An 18167-nucleotide genomic window follows, 5' to 3' on the forward strand; every position below is an offset into this window, starting at 1 on the left:
GATGCCCATCCACACGGTGACCGCGACGCGGGCCGGGCCCGCCGCTGGCGAACGGCCGGTGACGACGTCGCGGCGGCGCCGGCCCGGTGACAATCTGGCCGGCTACCTGTTCCTGTCCCCCTGGATCGTCGGCATGCTGCTGCTGACGATCGGCCCGATGGCCGCCTCGCTCTACCTGTCGTTCACCGACTACAACCTGTTCACCACGCCGGAATGGGTCGGCATCGACAACTACCGACGACTCTTCGACGACAGCCGGTGGCTGCGGGCGGTCCAGGTGACCGGGACGTACGTGCTGCTGGCCGTGCCGGTCAAGCTCGCGGCGGCGCTGGCGGTGGCGATGCTGCTCAACAGCCAGCGGCGCGGCCAGGGCGTCTACCGGGCAGCCTTCTACGGCCCGTCGCTCATCGGCGCCAGCGTCAGCGTCGCCATCGCCTGGAAGGCGCTGTTCAGCGACGACGCCGCGGTCGACCGGCTGCTGAGCACCGTCGGTGTCCGCGTCGGCGGCTGGGTCGGCAACCCCGACTTCTCGCTGCTGATGCTGGTGCTGCTGGCCGCCTGGCAGTTCGGTGCGCCGATGGTGATCTTCCTTGCCGGACTCAAGCAGGTCCCCCGTGAGCTCTACGAGGCCGCCGAGGTCGACGGCGCCGGTCGGTGGCGCCGGTTCTGGTCGGTGACGGTGCCGATGATCTCCCCGGTGATCTTCTTCAACCTGCTGTTGGAGACGATCAACTCATTCCAGATCTTCACCTCGGCGTACGTCATCGGTGGACGCAACGGCAGCCCGGCCGGATCGACCCTGTTCTACACGGTCTACCTGTACGACCGGGGCTTCACCGACTTCCGGATGGGCTACGCCTCGGCGATGGCCTGGATGCTGCTGCTCGGCGTCGGGCTGGTGACCGCGATGCTGTTCCGTACCGCCCGGGGTTGGGTCCACTACTCGGGAGACAACCGATGAGCACCGTCGAGCGGGTCGCGACGAACCCGGCCGGTGCCGTGCGGCGGCGGGCCGGCCGACGCCGCCGGTGGGGCAGCCTCGGGTGGCACCTGGCAGCGCTGGCGCTGCTCGCCGTCATTCTCTACCCGGTGGCCTGGGTGGTCTCCGCGTCGTTCACGCCCTCGGCGTCGATCATCGGCGATCTGGAGCTGTTGCCCGGCGACCCGACGACCGACAACTACCGGCGCGCGGCCGAGGGCATGGCCGGTATCAGCGTCTGGCGGTTCTTCTGGAACTCGACGGTGCTGGCGGTGCTCGCCGTGGTCGGCACGGTCGCGTCGTCCGCGCTGGCCGGGTACGCCTTCGCCCGGCTACGGTTCCGTGGCCGGTCTACCATGTTCGTGCTGATGATCTCCACGCTGCTGCTGCCGTTCCACGTGCTGCTCGTCCCGCAGTACGCGGTCTTCCAGAACCTCGGGCTGGTGGACACCTACGCGCCGCTGCTGCTGGGCAAGTTCCTGGCGGCCGAGGCGTTCTTCGTCTTCCTGATGGTGCAGTTCATGCGCAACATCCCGAACGAGCTGGACGAGTCCGCCCGGATCGACGGTGCCGGGCAGTGGGGCACCTTCTGGCACATCGTCCTGCCGCTGTCCCGGCCAGCAATGATCACCACCGCGATCTTCACGTTCATCTGGACCTGGAACGACTTCCTCGGCCCGCTGATCTACCTCAGCACGCCGGACAAGTATCCGTTGCCGCTGGCCCTGCAGCTCTACATAGACCAGACCACGTTGTCCGACTACGGTGCGCTGATGGCGATGTCGATGCTCGCGCTGCTGCCGGTCATCGGGTTCTTCCTGTTCTTCCAGCGGTTCCTGGTCGAAGGGGTGTCCACCTCGGGGTTGAAGGGTTGACCGGGATCGGCCCGGCCGGGACCCGTCCGCGCGGTGTCCGGTTCGCGCTGTTCGGCGAGACCCTGCTGGTTGGGGTGCTGGTGCTGGTCGGTGCGCTTGCGCTGGTGACCCTGCTGGCCGCGCTGGCCGCCGGGTGCACGCACCTGCGGGCCCATGTAGATGGCACCGGCAGCACCCGGATCGGCACCTACCCGGCGCGGGTGTGGGCCGCGACCCCGGGTAGCTGGCCGTGGTCGCTCGCCGCGCTGGCCGCCGGGGCGCTGCTGGGCTTCGACGCCGCGGTGGTCCGCACCGGGCAGTTGCCGGGCGGCGACGTGGTGGCGGCGGTGTGCCTGCTCGCCGCGGTGGCACTCGTGGTCGTGGCGCTGCGGGCGGCGGCCGACTGGCGGCCGGGGTCGCGCTGGTCGGACCTGCTGCGGGCGGCGACGGTACGCGCGGTGCGCACCGATCCGGGCGCAACCGCGCTACTCGGGCTTGCCATCGGCGGGCTGGTACTGGTCACCTGGCAGCTGATCCCACTGGTGGTGCCGATGACCGGTTGTCTGGTGCTCGCCGCCGTGGCGCTCGAGCGGCGAGCGACCGCACGACGCGGACCGACCGCGCCGGACTGACTGGTGTGCCGGCAACCCGGACCGAGCTGCCGGCCGGCGGCTCAGTCGTGCAGCTGGGCCAGGTGACGCATCTTGTTCATGGCATCCAGCGCCGCGACCTTGTACGCCTCGGCGAGAGTCGGGTAATTGAACACCGCGTCGACGAAGTAGTCGATGGTGCCGTTGCAGCCCATCACCGCCTGACCGATGTGGACCAGCTCGGTCGCGCCCGTGCCAAAGATGTGCACGCCGAGCAGTTCGTGGCTCTCCGCGGCGACCAGGAGCTTGAGCATCCCGTACGAGTCCCCGATGATCTGCCCCCGGGCCAGCTCCCGATAGCGGGCGACGCCGACCTCGAACGGCACCCGCCTGTCGGTGAGCTCGTCCTCGGTGGCACCGATGAAGCTCATCTCCGGGATCGTGTAGATGCCGATCGGCTGCAGCTGCGGCATGCCACGGGCGGGTTCGCCACACGCGTGGTGGGCGGCGAGCCGGCCCTGCTCCATCGACGTCGAGGCCAGCGCGGGGAAACCGATGATGTCACCCACCGCGTAGATGTGCCCGACCTCGGTCTGGAAGTTGTCGTTGACCTTGACCCGGCCGCGTGAGTCGGCGGTCAGGCCGGCCCGTTCCAGGTCGAGATCGGCGGCGACGCCCTGGCGCCCGGCGGAGTACAGCACGGTGTCCGCAGCGATCCGCTTGCCGCTCTCCAACACGGCGACGGCACCACGTGGGTGGCGCTGCACCGAGGCGACCTCCTCGCCGAAGCGGAACGTCACCGCGAGATCGCGCAGGTGGTACTTGAGAGCCTCGACGATCTCCAGGTCGCAGAACTCGAGCATCCGGTCACGTCGCTCGACCACGGTGATCTCAGTGCCGAGCGCGGCGAACATCGAGGCGTACTCGATGCCGATCACGCCGGCACCGACGACGACCATCGACTGCGGTACCCGTTCGATGTTGATGATGCCGTCGGAGTCGATGATCGTCCGTTCGTCGAAATCGACGCTGCCTGGACGCGCCGGCCTGGTTCCCGCCGCGATGACGATCTTCTCGGCGGTGACCTTGTTGCCGTGCCCGGTCGCGTCGGTGACGACGACGGTGTGCGGGTCGTCGAATCGGGCGGTCCCGGTCATTATCCGTACCCGGTTGCGGCTCAGCTGGCTGCGGGTCACGTCGATCTCCCGGCCGATGACGTGCTGGGTCCGCGCCGCCAGATCGGTGACCGTGATGTCATCCTTGACCCGGTAGCTGCGGCCGTAGACCTCCCGCTGGTTGAGGCCGGTCAGGTAGAGCACCGCCTCCCGCAGGGTCTTGGACGGAATCGTCCCGGTGTTGATGCACACCCCGCCGAGCATGTGCGCCCGCTCGACGACCGTGACGCGCCGGTCGAGCTTCGCCGCGGCAATTGCCGCCTTCTGTCCGCTGGGGCCGGATCCGATCACTAGCACGTCGACGTCATACACCGCTCCAGTCTGACAGCCCTGGGTTTCGGGCCGGCTACGACGTCACCATCGTCCGGGCCGTCCAGGAAGATGGATGGGTTGCCTTCCGCAGCGAAACGCCTACCATGGGGCAACGTGCGACATACAAACGTGACGTTTACAAATATATAAGGCACCGTCGCTGATGTCCGCTATGCGGCAACCCGTTGCTTCCCTCGCCTTCCCTTGCCCAGTCGGACCTTGAGAGGCATCACCGTGAGTCACCCCTACTCCGCCCCAGTCGGCCACTCTGGATTCACGCCGCCCCGCCGATCGCGTCGTCGGGCGATCTGGCTGTGGATTCTCGCGCCGATCGTGCTGGCCGTACTGGTCCTCGCAATCGGCGCGCTGACCAGGGGCGAAGAGCTACAGGCAACCGCCGTGCCGACGCAGAGCGAAAGCGCCTCGCCGACCCCGCCGGCCGATGCGGAGGGCTGGCAGGCCTGCCAGGATCTGCGTGAACTGGGCGCGGCCGAACTCAACCACGACGTCAACCGGGCGATTGGACGCCAGGCCCAGGCCTCGGTAGACGCCACGGTCGTGGCCCGGGGCAAGGACCTCGAGGACATCTCGCGGCGGGCCGGCGATCAGGACCCGATCGAAGGGAATCTGGCGATCTCGGCCGCACAGACGGCTCTCCGGCAGGCGTGCGATCAAGCCTTCGGCCCGGCCTGACCAGTACGCCGCCCCACCGCTAGCCACGCCATGCGTCGAAGGCGATCGCCGCCGCCTGCTCCACCACCGCGACACCCTGATCGAGGGTGTCGTGGTGGTCGGACAGGATGGCCACCAACCAGTCACGGTCACCCTCCACGATCCGGCCGATACTGTTCACCAGCCACTGGCCGGAGTGCGCGTCGACCGTGTCCCACCCGTTCTTGAGCCAGACCTGGGCGCCTGTCGAACCAGCCCCGGCGGATACGCCCCACCGCTGCCCGTCGACCACCTGGCTCATCAACTCCAGCACGAGACCACGGTCGCCTGGCCGCAGCGGACCATCCTCGGCGACGATCGTGCGCAGCAGCCGGATCTGGTCGGCCGCCGTCGTGGTGGTGGTCCCCCACGACGGGGTGGGCCGGGTCTCGGTCATCCCGAAGTCGTCGTTGGCCCGGTTCAGCCCGGAAACTCCACCGATCACCCCGAACAATTCGGTCGCGGAGGCATTGTCACTGACTGTGATCATACGCTCGGCGGACCGGCGCTCGGCGGCGGTGAGCGCCGAGTCGCCGCGGCGGAGCAGCAGGGCCGCGAGGATGTCGACCTTCACGATGCTCGCGGTCTGGAACCGCGGACCGTCGCCGATCCGGAAGCCGGCACCGGTGGTCTGGTCGACCGCCGCGAAGCTCAGTCGGCTGGGCAGCCCGGCCGTGAACTCGCGTACCTTCTCGGCAGCGAGGACCGCACGCTCGCGCTGCTCGGCGGCGGGATCCGGGCTGGCCGACGGCGTCCGCGCGGTCGTGGCGCCCTCGCCTCCGGCGGTCCTCGCCCGGCCGGCGTTCGCCGCCGCCGGCAGACCGCCGGACTCGTGCAGGACATAGCCCACGCCGGCCACGGCGAGCATGCCGAGTACGCCGAAGCCGAACAGTGACCGGCGGGACGCGCCGCCGCCGGACCGGGCATGTCGGCTCGGTGTGGTCCGGCGCCCGACAGTGCCACGGCTGTTCCCGGCGTAGCCCCGACCGCCGATGCGACCCTCCCGGTTCACCACGTCCGCTCCACGATTCCGGTTGTCCGACACTCACTGCGCCAGGTGGTACGCAGCGCGCGGGCAGACCGTTCAACGGCGGACCGGCGACCGGCCAGGCACCGTAGGAGGGGGATGTCCCCAGCTCGTCCGGCGCAACGCTTAAGGTGGCAGGCATCCTCCCCGATCACGAACAGGCGGACCGACGATGGCGGACACGGCTGCGGTTGGCGCGCTCGGCGTCGGTGACCATGCCTGCCTGACCTTCTCCGACCAGGAGGAACGGCTGGACCTGGTTGCGGCATTTGTCCGTGGTGGGCTGCGGGCCGGACAGAAGGTGGTGTGTCTGACCGACTCCGTCAGCCCGGACGAACTCACCGGTGAGTTGCACGAGCGCTCGGTACGGCCAGGCTCGGCGCTGCGGCGAGGTCAGCTACGGATCACCTCGGCGACCGAGTCACTACTCGGCGGCGCGACGGCCGACGCGGCCACCATGGTGGAGATCCTCGCCGGGGAGGTACAGCTCGCCAGCCAGGAGGGCTACCCCGGGCTGCGGGTGACGGCGGACATGTGCTGGGCGACCCGTCCGTTCGCCTCCGCCGAGCAACTGCTCGAGTTCGAGTCGTTGGTAGCCGAACTGTTCGCGCACGGCCAGCTCTGCCTGATCTGCCAGTACGACCGGGAACGGTTCGACGCGGTCACGCTGGCCTTCGCCGCCCGGGCCCACCCCCGTACGGTCGCCGCCCAGGTGTACCTGGAACATCCACTGCTGCGGGTCTGCCGCCAGTACAGCCCGCCCGGGGTACGGGTCGCCGGCGAGTTGGACTACCGGCACAAGGATGTCCTCGAGCTGGCGCTGGCCGAGTCGATCCGCATCGATCGACACGTGCATCTGAACCTGACCGGCCTGGACTACATCGACGGGGCCTGCGCCGGCATCGTCGTCGCTGCGGCCCGCGCGTTGCCGAGGACCCGCCGGATGACCGTCACCTGTCGGCGTCTCGTCGGCACCGTTCTGGCCCTGGTCGGTGCCGACGACGTGGCTCAACTTCGGGTACAGAGACGCCATGAACAGCCCTGATCCCGCCTGGGCCGAGGCGCGCGGCCGCCCGGACGGCACAGCGCCGCCGGACGGGCTCGTCGACCAGCCGTTCGACGGCGATGGGCTCTACGGGTTACGTGCCACGTTGACCGCCCATGCCCCGCTGCTGGGGATCTCCGCGGAGCAGACCGAGCATCTGCTCATCGTCGCGGGCGAGCTCGCGACGAATGCGATACGTCACGGCGGTGGCAGCGGCCGGCTGCGACTGTGGCGCCAGAGCTGCATCCTGTTCTGCCAGGTGAGCGACGACGGTCCGGGCATCGCCGACCTACTTGTCGGGACCTCCCCGCCGGACCAGGCATGCGCCGGCGGGCGTGGCGTGTGGATCTGTCGACAGCTCTGCGCCGAACTGCTCATCGAACGCGCCGTTCCTGGGCCGGGTGCGGTCGTCACCGCGGTCATCAGTCTCGATCCGGCGGCCTGACCACCGTCGGTCAGCACCACTCAGAGGGCCAGCACGGCCACCACGGCGAGGTAGCCGCCGAGCAACAGGGTTCCTTCGAAGCCCAACTTCCCCCAGCCACGGACCTGCCGGGCCAACAGCCCGCCGAGCAGTACCGTGGTCATCAGCATCGCGGACGTGGTGAGGAATAGTTCGTCCGGGCCGACCGCGTGGTAGATCGAGCCGCCACGGTAGAACAGGTCGCCGACCACGAGGTTGAGCGCGTCGATGCTGTTGCCGCCGAGAATGGCGGCCACCGCGAGCGTCACCGCGCCGCGCCGGACGGCGGCGATGGCGGTGATGGTCTCCGGCAGTGCGTTGATCAGCCCCATCAGGATCCCGCCGACGAGCCCGGCCCGTAGGCCGGTCGCCGACACCAGGGTCTCACCGGCCAGTGCGATGATCCATCCTCCTGCCGCGACAGTCAGACCCACCGACGCGAACCGGATCCACAACAGCTCCAGTGGACGGCCGTCCAGATCGCCGTGGCTCTGCGGTTGATCGCGGCGGGTCTCGACGGTGTCGACCGCTTGCCAGTACGGGGTAGCGTCGGCGGAGTGGACGATCAGCCCGCCGCCGAGGTAGCAGCCGATCATGAGCGCCGAGACCGGGTGGATCCCCGCTACCGCCAGGTCCGGGGTGAAGGTCGCGAGCAACGCGAGCGCGAGCAACGCGAGCAGCAGGCACCCGAAGAGCAGGTTGGCCAGCGACGCCGTCGCGTGTTCGAGATTGACGTGGCGGTAGAACAGGTCCGCGACGGCGATCGCGGTGGTCTGCGCGGCGATCCCCCCGACGGCGTTGCTGTAGGCGAGCTGCGGGACGTCGTTGGCTGCGGTCACCGCAGTCATCACGATGCCCGACAACGACGTCGCCAATGCGAAGAAGACCGCGCCGAACAGTGCTTCGCCCCAGCCGGTCCGATCCGCGAGCGCGTCGCCCAGCGCCACCAGCCGGACGCTGCACACGACGGTGAGCAGTCCGGCGATCGCAAAAGCCGCGATCGCCCAAGGAACCGACCCGAAGGCCGCAACCAAGAAGTCCGACATAAAACGCATATTCCCACAGCCGGGGGATCGGTAGGGCGTGAAACACCAACGGATCGACCGGGCCCACGACGATTCACAGCGACCGCCCAGAAACAGGCGGTATGTTTCACTATATCCACTGTAGAAGTGCTCGGCGACTGCAGTCGACGTGGCACGACCACCAAGAAACGAAAGGTACGTACGTGGTCTTCAAGAAGATGCTGGGCGCACTTGGCATCGGCGCCCCCAGTGTCGACACCGTGCTGTCCAACCCCGACGTGCAGCCGGGCGCGGTCCTCGCCGGCCAGGTCAATCTGGTCGGCGGCAGTCACGACGTGCAGTTGGACCAGATCACCGTCAGTCTGGTGACCCGGGTGGAGGTGGAGGCCGGGGGCGAGGACCACAACGCGGTGGCGGAGTTCCTCCGGGTCGGCGTGGCCGGCGGCCTGCACCTCTCCGAAGGCCAACGGCTCTCGCTGCCCTTCCAGTTCGCCGTACCATGGGAAACCCCCGTCACCGCCATGTACGGACAGCCACTGCACGGGATGGCCATGGGGCTGCGCACCGAGGTCGCCATCCCCGGCGCGATCGACCGCGGCGACCTCGACCCGGTCCAGGTCCACCCGCTTGGGCTGCAGCACCGCATCCTGGAATCCTTCGCCCGGCTGGGGTTCGCCTTCAAGGGCGCGGACCTGGAGCACGGTCGGCTCCACGGGGTGCCGCAGACGCTCCCCTTCTACCAGGAGATCGAGTACTACGCGGCGCCGCAGTACGCCAACGGCATCCGCGAGGTCGAGTTGACCTTCATCGCCAGCGAGTACGGTGTGGACGTCATCCTGGAGTTCGACAAGCGGGGCGGACTCTTCACCGCCGGCCACGACTCGTACGGCCGGTACCGGGTCAGCCACGCCGACGCCGACCGGGTCGACTGGACCGCCCAGGTCGACGCCTGGGTACGTGAGGCGATGGCTCAGCGACAGTCCTTCCTCGGCGGATACGGTCCGGCGGCGTACGGCGGCGGACATCACGGCGAGCCGCGGAGCGGGGCGGGCATGGGCGCGATGGTGGCCGGCGCGGTCGGCGGCGCCGCACTCGGCTTCGCCGGCGGGATGATCGCCGGGGAGGTCTTCGACGCCTTCGGCGACGACGACTCGGGCGAGGAGTTCGCCGAGGAGTGACCGTCGACCGGCGGTCGACGTCCACACCCGGTGCCCACCCGGCACCCGGGGTGGACGTCGACCGCCGCGAAACATCGCCTCAAACGGCACACTTTGTCGCCGCTCAGCAGACTCAGCGCGAAATAGCTTCAATTGACAAGCGATACTGGAAAGCAGATTTACTGTCTACCGGATCGTCAAAACCGTACGGAAGCTCCCAAGGTCGACACCGTCACCAACGGCGGACACCTCGACAAGGGAAGCGATGAATACCTACGCCACCGGTCGTTTCGTCCGATTCGGACACCTGACTTTCGTCTATGACAGTGATTCACCCTGGTCATTCTGGACTGAGGATTGCGACGGCAGTCCACGTGGCTTAGTTTGTTGGTGATCCGACCGCCGGACACGGCCAACCCGTTACGAGCGGCGGCACCGGCACGACTGGCGAGGGTGACGACGTTGCGTATCCAGATCCTCGGCCAGGTCTCCGCCTGGCGCGACGGCGTACAGCTGGATCTCGGACCCACGGCCCAACGGGCCGTCCTGGGCCTGCTCGCGATCGCCTGCGGCCAGCCGGTGGGCACCTCGGAGATATCGACAGCGGTGTGGGCCGACCGTAGCCCGCCGCCCAGCGCGCGAAACGTGATCCAGACCCACATCAAACACCTCCGGCGCCGGCTCGAGCCAGACCGTCGGCCACGCGCCCCCAGCACCGTGCTCCGACAGGTCGGCAACGGCTACGCGCTGTGTCTGCCGACGTCCTGCGTCGACGCGCTCAACTTCCGGGAACGGTTGGTGGCCTCGGCCGGCCTGCAACGCTGCGGCGATCTGGACGGCGCCGCCGCCGAGCTCGAACAGGCCCTCGCCCTGTGGCAGGGGCCGCCAATGGCCGACCTGCCGGTCCTGACCGGACATCCCAGGGTGGTCGCGCTGGTCGAGGAGCGGCACACCGCGCTCGCCCGGTACGGCGAAGTCATGATCTGTGCCGGGCGGGCCGCCGAGGCGGTCCCGGCGCTGGAGGAGGCCGCCTCGGCACAGCCGCTGGACGAGGCGGCCCAGGCCCGGCTGATCCGCGGCTACCAGGCCGCCGGACAGCGGGCCCGCGCCTTCCACACCTACCATCGGGTGCGCCATCGTCTGACCGACGAACTCGGTGTGGATCCCGGGCCGGAGCTGACCGCCGCGCACACGGCGCTGCTACACGACGACGAACCGGCCGGCGCGGCCAAACGCGTACCCGCCGAAGCACCCCGGCTGCTGGCCACCCGAGCGACCGGCGCGGTCCCCGCCCAGCTGCCCGCCGACATCCCGGACTTCACCGGCCGGGTCGGCGAACTGGCCCAGCTCGACGACATCCTCAGCGCCGCCAGCAGTAGCACCGGGGACGACGCCGGGCTGACCGGGATCACGGTCGCGGCGGTGTCCGGTACCGCTGGCGTCGGCAAGACCGCGCTGGCGATCCGCTGGGCGCACCGGGTACGCCACCAGTTCCCCGATGGCCAGCTCTACGTCGACCTGCAGGGCTATGACGAGGCCCAGCCCGTATCCCCCGGGCACACGCTCGCCGGATTCCTCCGGGCGCTAGGTGTCAGCGGGCCCGACCTGCCGCTGGACGTCGACGAACGGTCAGCCTGCTTCCGGAGCCTGACCGATGGACGGCAGATGCTGCTGGTGCTCGACAACGCGGCATCCGCCGAACAGATCCGTCCGCTACTGCCCGGCTCCGCGTCCTGCCTGGTTCTGGTCACCAGCCGCGACTCCCTGGCCGGACTGGTGGCCCGGCACGGCGCCCGACGGCTCGACCTCGATCCGCTGCCGCCCGACGATGCGGTAGCGCTGATCCAGCGGCTCATCGGCGCCCGCGTCGCCACCGAACACGCCGCGGCCACCGTACTCGCCGCGCAGTGCGCCCGGCTCCCGCTGGCCCTGCGGGTCGCGGCGGAGATGGCCGCCACCCGGCCGGGCACCCAACTGGGCGAGCTGGTCCGGGAGTTGGCCGACCAACACGGGCGGCTCGATCTCCTCGACGCCGGTGGTGACCTGCGGACCGGCGTACGGGCGGTGTTCTCCTGGTCCTATCTCAACCTTCCGGACGATGCCGCCCGCGCGTTCCGGCTACTGGGCCTGCACCCTGGCCCCGATCTGGAGTCCCATGCGGCGGCCGCGATCATCGGTGGTCGGACGCCGGACGCCCGCCGGTTGCTGGACCTGCTGGCGCGCGCCCACCTGGTCGAGCGGGGCCACGGCAACCGCTACCGGATGCACGACCTGCTCCAGGCGTACGCGGTGGATCTCGCCGAGCAGCAGGAGTCGCCGATGGAGCGGCATCGCGCGATGACCGCCCTCTTCGACCACTACCTGCAGACCGCCGCCGCGGCGATGGACCTGACCTGCCCGGCGGAACGGCACCGCCGGCCGACGGTCACCGGGCCGGCGGTCTCGGCCCGGCCGCTGGCCGACGCGGCGGAGGCCCGTGCCTGGCTGGAACAGGAACGGGCCAACCTGGTCGCCGGTGTCGTACACACCGCCGGGCACGGCTGGCCGGAGCATGCCCGCCGCCTCGTCCTCACCATGTTCCGGTACCTGGAGGGGGCCGGTCACTACCCGGACGCGGTGACCGTGCACCATCACGGACTGCTGGCGGCCGAAGCCATCGGGGACCGGGACTCGCAGGCGCACATGATGACGAACATCGCCGTGGTGTACGGCATGCAGGGCCATCGCAAGCTGGTCGCCGATCACCTGCAACGGGCGCTGGTTCTCTACCGGATGACCCGTGAGCGGGCGGGCGAGGCGCGCGCATTGGGCAACCTCGGGGTCTTTCACGGTCAGCAGGGCCAGTACGACCAGGCCCGGACCTACCTACGGCAGGCGCTGGTCCTGCTACGGGAGACCGGCGAGGCGCACGGCGAGGCGATGGCGCTGGGCAATCTCGGATGGGTTCACGTGCTCCAGGGCCGCTACACCGAAGCGGCCGAACGCCTGGACCAGGCGATCGCCCTGTGCCGGCGGATCGGCCACCGGGTGGGAACGGCGTTCGCCCTAAATTCCCTCGGCCAACTGCACGCCCGCCTCGGACGGTTCCGCGAGTCCGCCGAGCACCATGGGCGCGCCCTGGCCATCTACCGCGACTCCAGCCAGCCGGTCGGCGAAGCATCCGCGCTGGTTGGTCTGGCCGACGCACTGATGCAGGTCGGGCACCCGGCCGCCGCCCGTGACCACTACCGGCAGGCACTGACGATCTCCGCGCAGATCGGGGACCGGACGCAGCAGGCCAGGGCACACGCCGGCCTGGCCAGAGCCGGCCAGCGCCTCGCCGACGCCCGGCCGGCGCCGCCGGCCGGTGGTCACGGCCCGACCCTTGACGACGTACGGGACCACTGGCGGCACGCGCTGGCCCACTTCAGCGCGATCGGTGCGCCGGAGGCCGAACAGATCCGCGCTCAACTGGCTGCAGCGGATCGCGGTCGGTGACGGAGTCGCGGTCAGCGCACCGTCACCGGGTCGCTGAGTACGGCAGCCAGCGACCGTTGCCGACGTCGGTGCAGGTACTGCGCGATCAGCAGCCCACCGGCACCGACCGCCACGTCGCTGAGCACCGTGACCAGCCTGCTGGCCAGGACCACGGTGCTGGCCAACGGCAGCGGCATCACGCTGGCCAGGGCGAGAGCCAGCACCGCCTCACGTACGCCGATTCCGTCCGGTGCCACCATGACCAGCAGGCCGGTGACGGTGGCCAGGGCGAACCCGGCGACGCAGACCAGGTACGAGCCGGCGGGTGGAGCACCCGCGACGACCGCCAACAACCACAGGTGGTGGCCGGAGATGATCCACGACAGCGCCTGCGCGACAATCGCCCGGCGTACGCCCGTCGGTGACGCGCTGACCTGCGGCGCCGGTCGACGCAGCAACCGGGCCGCGAGCCGGATGCCACGATCGAGCAGGTCGGGCCGGATCAGCAGCATCGTCACTGGCAGGGCGGCGGCGAGCAGCCACCACATTCCGCCGCCGCCCACCGATGGCCCGGCGGCGATCCCGACGGTCAGGCCGGTGAGGGCGACGATGCTCCAGCTGAGGGCGAAGACCGATGCCAGCCGTACCGGACCGACGTCGACCGCCTTGCCCAGCCGCAGCAGTACCGGCAGAGCCACGAAACGTCCGGGCACGAACTTGACGAGGAAACCGACGAAGAAGATCCGGGCTGCGGTCCAGGTGTCGACCTTCGCACCGAGGTCGACGAAGATCGCCCGCCAGGACAGCACGCCGAAGATCAGACCGACGCAGCTGATCGCGAACGCGGCGGCCACCGTGAGATAGACCGTGGTCGGGTCCAGTGAGGTGGCCAGTTCCCGGACCGGCGCCCAGTCCTGGTTACGCAGCACGCTCACCAGGCCGATGGCGAGCAGTCCGACGAAGACGGCGACGAGGATTCGGTTTGCGACCCGCCAGCACCGTGCCCGGCGCCCGGCCGGTGCGGTGCCGATCACCGGGCCGCCCCCGTCGCAGGGGTCGACCGGTGCCGCGCCGTACGCCACACGCCGGCGGCGAAGCCGACTGCCATGCCCGTCAGTTGAGTGGTGTGCATGAGGAAGTGCATCCCCAGGAAGTACACCATGAACAGACTTCCCTTGCGCCGACGAACGAACCAGAACAGTCCGCTGTCGATGCCAGCGAAGGCCGCGAACGGTACCGCCGGCACCATCAGCAGCCACCAGCTGACGGCGGCCAACGGCACGGTCGTCACCGTCGCCACGCAGCAGAGCATCGCGGCCACGGCGCCGACGTCGATACCCGACGTCGGACGTTGGGCACCGGTCGGGCCATCGGCCGTCGCCGGTACGGGCACGGTACGGCGGTGCACACTACGGCGCCCCGGGCCGAGCAGGGTTCCGGCGAGCAGCCCGCCGTAGCTGACGGCCCGGCGGACATGTTCGGTCAGAAAGGGCCGGAGCCGGTCGACGTCGTCGTGCCGCCCGACCACGTCCGCGCACATCCGGATCTGGTACCGGTCCGGCAGCCGGGTACCGAACTCGATGTCCTCCGCGTCACGCAGGCTCTCGTCGAAGCCGCCCACCGAGTCGAAGGCCGGCCGGCGGATCGCGGTGAGGGCGAACAGCGTAGCGTCCGCGACTCCGGCTCGGCGCCGACGCCAGTAGTGCTCGAACAGCGTCTTGTAGACCTCGACCGGACCATCGGCGACGAACGGTTCGGCGTCGTAGATCCCCTGCACCACGCCGCAGTCCGGGTACTCACGCAGCACCCGCAGGGCGTTGCCGATGGCGTCGGTCGCGAGCGCGATGTCGGAGTCGACGAAGAACAGTACGTCGCCGGTGGCGATGGCCGCGCCGGCGTTGCGGGCGGCGGACACGCCCCGGTTGACCGGCAGACAGACCAGCCGGCAGGGCAGACCGGCGGCGATCTCGCGCGAGCCGTCGGTGCTGGCGTCGTCCACGACGATCACCTCGGCCGGCTGGTGGGTCTGCCGGTACACGGCGCGGACACACTCGGCCAGGGTCTTGGCCTTGTTGTAGGTCGGAATCACCACCGACACCCGTGGTCGGCGGCTCACAGCGACATCCAGATCGTCTGTGGCAGGTGGTCGGACATCCCGCGAGCGTCGCCGAACTCGTAGCGGTGCACGGTCACCGCGTCGGACACCAGCGCCCAGTCCAGCCGCCAGGCCGGTAGCTGTCCCGCCTGCCACGAGGCGGGGTAGAGCGACCTGCTGGCCGGGACGGCGTCGCGCAGCCCGGGCGGCAGGCGGCGCAGGTCCCCCATCGCGGGGGTGGTGTTCAGGTCGCCGGCCAGGAGCACCGGATTCGCGTTGCCGGCCACGTCCGCGGAGAGCGCCCGCAACTGCGCGACGCGCCGCTGGTGTTGCTCCCGGACGGTGTCGTGGAACTGCCGGCTGAACACACTGGGTCCGCCGGCCCACAACGGCACCGGCACGTGCGCGTTGTACACCGACAGCACCTGGCCGTCGACCCGCAGGTCGGTCCGCAGCACCTGGTATCGCCAGAAGTCGACGAAGTCGTCCGGTGCCGGCGGCAGCCCGACCGCTTCGACCGGCGCCTGGTCGACGATCGGAAAGCGCGACAGGGTGATCAGTTCCCCGACGACCGCGATCTCGTATCCGGGCATCTCCCGCCGCAGTCGGTCCTGTTCGTCGATCGGCACGATCACCCCGTCGACCTCGGCGATGTATTCCTGCAGCAGGTAGACATCGGCCCGCTGGTCGCGCAGCAGCTGGTAGAAGTCGGCAGCCCCGCCGTCGGGATGCCAGTACAAGGTGTTCCAGGAGACGATCCGCAGGGCGTCGCCCGGCACCTGCTGGACCGGCCGTAGCGGACCCGGCAGGTTGATCCCGGACAGTCCGCCGCCGGCCAACAGCGCCGCCGTACACAGCAGCGCCGCCGGGCGGCGGGTACGCCGGCAGCCGGCGGCCGCGACGGCGAACGCCAGCGGTACGGCCAGGAACATCACCGGTGGGATCAGTTCGGCGAGCACCCACCACCAGACCCGGCCGCTGAGCGCCCGATGGGCCAGCACGTAGCACAGCCACAGCCCGGAACCGGTCAGGAACACCCGGCCGAGCCAGCGCCGCCACCACCGACCCCACCGGCCGGGCCCGGTCGACTCCTCGACGTCAGGAAGTTCCTTCGTGGACGCGGAGGTGGCCGGCAGCGGTTGCACATCCGCCACCGTAGTGGCCCCGGACGCGGACGCGGCGCGGTGCAGGGCCGAGACGTCGTCGGTGGTCCCTGGTGAGGACGTCATGCGGCGGCCTCCACCGGAAAGGTGCTGTCGTAGAGCTGGCGGAACGGCCGCGACAGCAGCCATTGGGCCGCTCCCGCCGCCACCCCGACGGTGATCGTCACGTTGACCAGGAAGTGCACGGCCACGAAGAACGGCAGGAACCCGATCCCTCGGCGGCGGTACACCAGGGCGTACATCTGCCGGTCGGCGGCGATCGACGCCACGAACAGCGCGGCGGGCACCACCGACCATGGCGCTCCGAACGACAACGGCAGCACCAGGGCCGGCAACGCGGCCGCCGCCACCAGACTTCCCCAGGCCCGCGACGCCGTCTCGAAGCCGGTGGCGAAGCGGCGGGCTCTCGCGTACAGCGGGATCCGCAGCCGGGCCCGGTGGAACAACTTACGCAGCAGCGGCAGCAACTGGTGGTCGTGGTCGTGGCGACCCCGCACCCGGGAGGTCAGTCGGAGTTGGTGCCGGCGCGAGATCCGGTAGCCGTAGTCGACCTCCTCGGTCTGCTTGAGGGCCGGGTTGAACGGGCCGACCTCCGTGTAGACCCGGCGCCGGATCGCGCACATCGCCGGAAAGAGGAACGTGACGTTGCCTTCGCCACTGGCCGACCAGTGGTGGTACTGCAGCCCTCGGTAGCGCGACACCAGGGTGTCGTGCAGCAGCGGCTCCGGGTCCTCGATCCCGCAGACCGCGCCCACCTGTGGTTCGGCCTCGAGAATCGCCACCGCCTCGGCGACGGCGTCCGGGGCCATCGCGACATCGGCGTCGACGAAGAACAGGATCTCCCCGGTGGTGTTGGCGACGCCGACGTTGCGCGCCCGGCCGCAACCACCGTTGTCGGCCAGGGCGATCACCGGTACGCCGAGGGACTCGGCGACCGCCACCGAGTCGTCGGTGCTGTGGTCGTCGACCACCACCACCTCGATCGCGGGATAGGTCTGCGCGGCGACGGTGTGCAGGCACACCGCCAGCGACGAGGCGTAGTTGTAGCTCGGCACGATCACCGAGACCAGCGGAGTCGCCATGTCACACCACCTGCGCGGGCTTGTCGTAGAGCCGCCGGAACGCCCGCGAGGTGAGGTAGCTGGCGAAACCGGTGGCCGCGGCGATCGCCATCACCACATTGAGGAGAAAGTGCATGGCCGCGAAGTAGCCGACGAACAGCGGGTTGCGCCGGGCGGCGACGAACCGGTACATCGGCCAGTCGCAGGCCAGGAAGGCGGCGGCCGCGCCGAGCGGCAGCACGCTCCACCACGCGCCGAGCAGCACCGGCAGCACGGCGGTGAGGACCACCAGCAGCGCGGCGACGCTGCTCCAGGCGCGTGGACCACTGCGCAGGCCGCCGGGGAAGGTCGGGTTCTGGGCGTACATCGGGATGTGCAGCATGGTGCGGGTGAAGACCTTGCGGATCATCACCCGTAGTTCGTGGTCGTGGTCGTGTACGCCGCGCACCGCCGGGGTCAGCCAGATCTCGTAGCGGCTGGCCAGCCGGAAACCGTAGTCGGCGTTCTCGGTCTCGCGCAGCCGTGGGTTGAACGGCCCGATCTCGCGGAACACCTCGGTGCGCATCGCCAGCAACGCCGTGTACATGGTGTAGATGCGTCCCTCGTCGGCGATCAGCCAGTAGGACTGTTGCATGCAGCGGTACTCCTCGACCAGGCTGTCGCGGATCAGCGGCACCGGGTCGTAGTTGCCGCAGACCGCCCCGATCTCCGGTCGCTCGGTGAGCAGCGCGACCGCGTTGGCCACCGCGTCGGGTTTGGCGGCGACGTCCGAGTCCACGAAGAACAGGATCTCGCCGTTGGCGTTCGCCGCGCCGAGGTTGCGGGCGACCGACGGCCCGCCGTTGACCGGGGTACGCACCACCCGTACGCCGTAGGACTCGGCGACAGCGACCGATTCGTCGGTGCTGCGATCGTCGACGACGACGATCTCCATGTTGGGATACGTCTGGGCGCGCAACGCGGACAGGCACAGCTTCAGCGCCCGGGCATAGTTGTAGTTCGGCACGATGACCGACACGAGCGGATCGGACATGAGATATACCGCTTTCGGGAC

The 18167-nt window shown here is 69.8% G+C and carries 16 protein-coding genes; 8 read left to right on the plus strand and 8 right to left on the minus strand.

What is annotated here, in order from left to right; genetic code table 11:
* The first annotated feature begins 1 nt into the window (after window position 1).
* Genes ACFHVL_RS09010 through ACFHVL_RS09020 form a run of 3 tightly spaced genes read left to right on the plus strand, consistent with a single transcriptional unit; the run spans window position 2 to window position 2465 of the window.
* Window positions 2–961, plus strand: coding sequence for a carbohydrate ABC transporter permease (locus ACFHVL_RS09010; protein WP_416626908.1), 960 nt, complete (start codon window positions 2–4; stop codon window positions 959–961).
* The gene (locus tag ACFHVL_RS09015; protein WP_416626909.1) at window positions 958–1854 is read left to right on the plus strand and encodes a carbohydrate ABC transporter permease; all 897 of its coding nucleotides are present in this window, start codon (window positions 958–960) and stop codon (window positions 1852–1854) included. The genes ACFHVL_RS09010 and ACFHVL_RS09015 overlap by 4 nt, the downstream gene beginning before the upstream one ends.
* Window positions 1851–2465, plus strand: coding sequence for a hypothetical protein (locus ACFHVL_RS09020; protein WP_416626911.1), 615 nt, complete (start codon window positions 1851–1853; stop codon window positions 2463–2465). Before ACFHVL_RS09015 ends, ACFHVL_RS09020 begins: the two co-directional genes overlap by 4 nt.
* A gap of 41 nt (window positions 2466–2506) precedes the next feature.
* Here ACFHVL_RS09020 and sthA read toward each other — a convergent pair whose 3' ends face one another.
* Window positions 2507–3910 carry a Si-specific NAD(P)(+) transhydrogenase gene (gene sthA / locus ACFHVL_RS09025; RefSeq protein WP_416626912.1) on the minus strand — a complete coding sequence of 468 codons (1404 nt, stop codon included), beginning with the start codon at window positions 3908–3910 and terminating at the stop codon, window positions 2507–2509.
* A gap of 333 nt (window positions 3911–4243) precedes the next feature.
* Here sthA and ACFHVL_RS09030 point away from each other — a divergent pair, with 333 nt between their 5' ends.
* The gene (locus ACFHVL_RS09030) at window positions 4244–4603 is read left to right on the plus strand and encodes a hypothetical protein (RefSeq protein WP_416626913.1); all 360 of its coding nucleotides are present in this window, start codon (window positions 4244–4246) and stop codon (window positions 4601–4603) included.
* A 19-nt stretch (window positions 4604–4622) separates the two neighbouring features.
* Here the strand turns inward: ACFHVL_RS09030 and ACFHVL_RS09035 are convergent, their stop codons facing one another.
* The gene (locus tag ACFHVL_RS09035) at window positions 4623–5636 is read right to left on the minus strand and encodes a serine hydrolase (RefSeq protein WP_416626914.1); all 1014 of its coding nucleotides are present in this window, start codon (window positions 5634–5636) and stop codon (window positions 4623–4625) included.
* 184 nt (window positions 5637–5820) lie between these two features.
* Between ACFHVL_RS09035 and ACFHVL_RS09040 the strand changes: the two genes are divergently transcribed.
* On the plus strand, window positions 5821–6693 hold the full coding sequence (locus tag ACFHVL_RS09040; RefSeq protein WP_416626916.1) for an MEDS domain-containing protein: 873 nt from the start codon (window positions 5821–5823) through the stop codon (window positions 6691–6693).
* Window positions 6680–7138: an ATP-binding protein gene (locus ACFHVL_RS09045; RefSeq protein WP_416626917.1), complete on the plus strand. Its 459-nt coding sequence runs from the start codon at window positions 6680–6682 to the stop codon at window positions 7136–7138. The genes ACFHVL_RS09040 and ACFHVL_RS09045 overlap by 14 nt, the downstream gene beginning before the upstream one ends.
* A gap of 20 nt (window positions 7139–7158) precedes the next feature.
* Here ACFHVL_RS09045 and ACFHVL_RS09050 read toward each other — a convergent pair whose 3' ends face one another.
* Window positions 7159–8202, minus strand: coding sequence for a sodium:calcium antiporter (locus ACFHVL_RS09050; protein WP_416626918.1), 1044 nt, complete (start codon window positions 8200–8202; stop codon window positions 7159–7161).
* Window positions 8203–8384: 182 nt separating this feature from the next.
* Between ACFHVL_RS09050 and ACFHVL_RS09055 the strand changes: the two genes are divergently transcribed.
* Both ACFHVL_RS09055 and ACFHVL_RS09060 read left to right on the plus strand, forming a co-directional pair.
* Window positions 8385–9359, plus strand: coding sequence for a sporulation protein (locus ACFHVL_RS09055; RefSeq protein ID WP_416626920.1), 975 nt, complete (start codon window positions 8385–8387; stop codon window positions 9357–9359).
* A gap of 441 nt (window positions 9360–9800) precedes the next feature.
* Window positions 9801–12815 (plus strand): AfsR/SARP family transcriptional regulator, encoded by a 3015-nt coding sequence (locus ACFHVL_RS09060; RefSeq protein ID WP_416626921.1) that lies wholly within the window; start codon window positions 9801–9803, stop codon window positions 12813–12815.
* An 11-nt stretch (window positions 12816–12826) separates the two neighbouring features.
* Here ACFHVL_RS09060 and ACFHVL_RS09065 read toward each other — a convergent pair whose 3' ends face one another.
* Genes ACFHVL_RS09065 through ACFHVL_RS09085 form a run of 5 tightly spaced genes read right to left on the minus strand, consistent with a single transcriptional unit; the run spans window position 12827 to window position 18146 of the window.
* A complete protein-coding gene (locus ACFHVL_RS09065) occupies window positions 12827–13828 on the minus strand; it encodes a lysylphosphatidylglycerol synthase domain-containing protein (RefSeq protein WP_416626923.1) in 1002 nt (333 codons plus the stop codon).
* Window positions 13825–14910, minus strand: a complete 1086-nt coding sequence (locus ACFHVL_RS09070; RefSeq protein WP_416626925.1) for a glycosyltransferase family 2 protein — start codon at window positions 14908–14910, stop codon at window positions 13825–13827. Before ACFHVL_RS09070 ends, ACFHVL_RS09065 begins: the two co-directional genes overlap by 4 nt.
* Entirely contained in the window at window positions 14907–16118 is a 1212-nt protein-coding gene (locus tag ACFHVL_RS09075) for an endonuclease/exonuclease/phosphatase family protein (protein WP_416626927.1), read from the minus strand. The genes ACFHVL_RS09070 and ACFHVL_RS09075 overlap by 4 nt, the downstream gene beginning before the upstream one ends.
* Window positions 16115–17134, minus strand: coding sequence for a glycosyltransferase family 2 protein (locus ACFHVL_RS09080; RefSeq protein ID WP_416626929.1), 1020 nt, complete (start codon window positions 17132–17134; stop codon window positions 16115–16117). The genes ACFHVL_RS09075 and ACFHVL_RS09080 overlap by 4 nt, the downstream gene beginning before the upstream one ends.
* A 1-nt stretch (window position 17135) precedes the next feature.
* Complete coding sequence (locus ACFHVL_RS09085) at window positions 17136–18146, minus strand: glycosyltransferase family 2 protein (protein ID WP_416626930.1); 1011 nt, start codon at window positions 18144–18146, stop codon at window positions 17136–17138.
* Between the last annotated feature and the right edge of the window lie 21 nt (window positions 18147–18167).

It is taken from the genome of Micromonospora sp. LOL_023 (assembly GCF_048060115.1).
Classification (GTDB): domain Bacteria; phylum Actinomycetota; class Actinomycetes; order Mycobacteriales; family Micromonosporaceae; genus Micromonospora_E.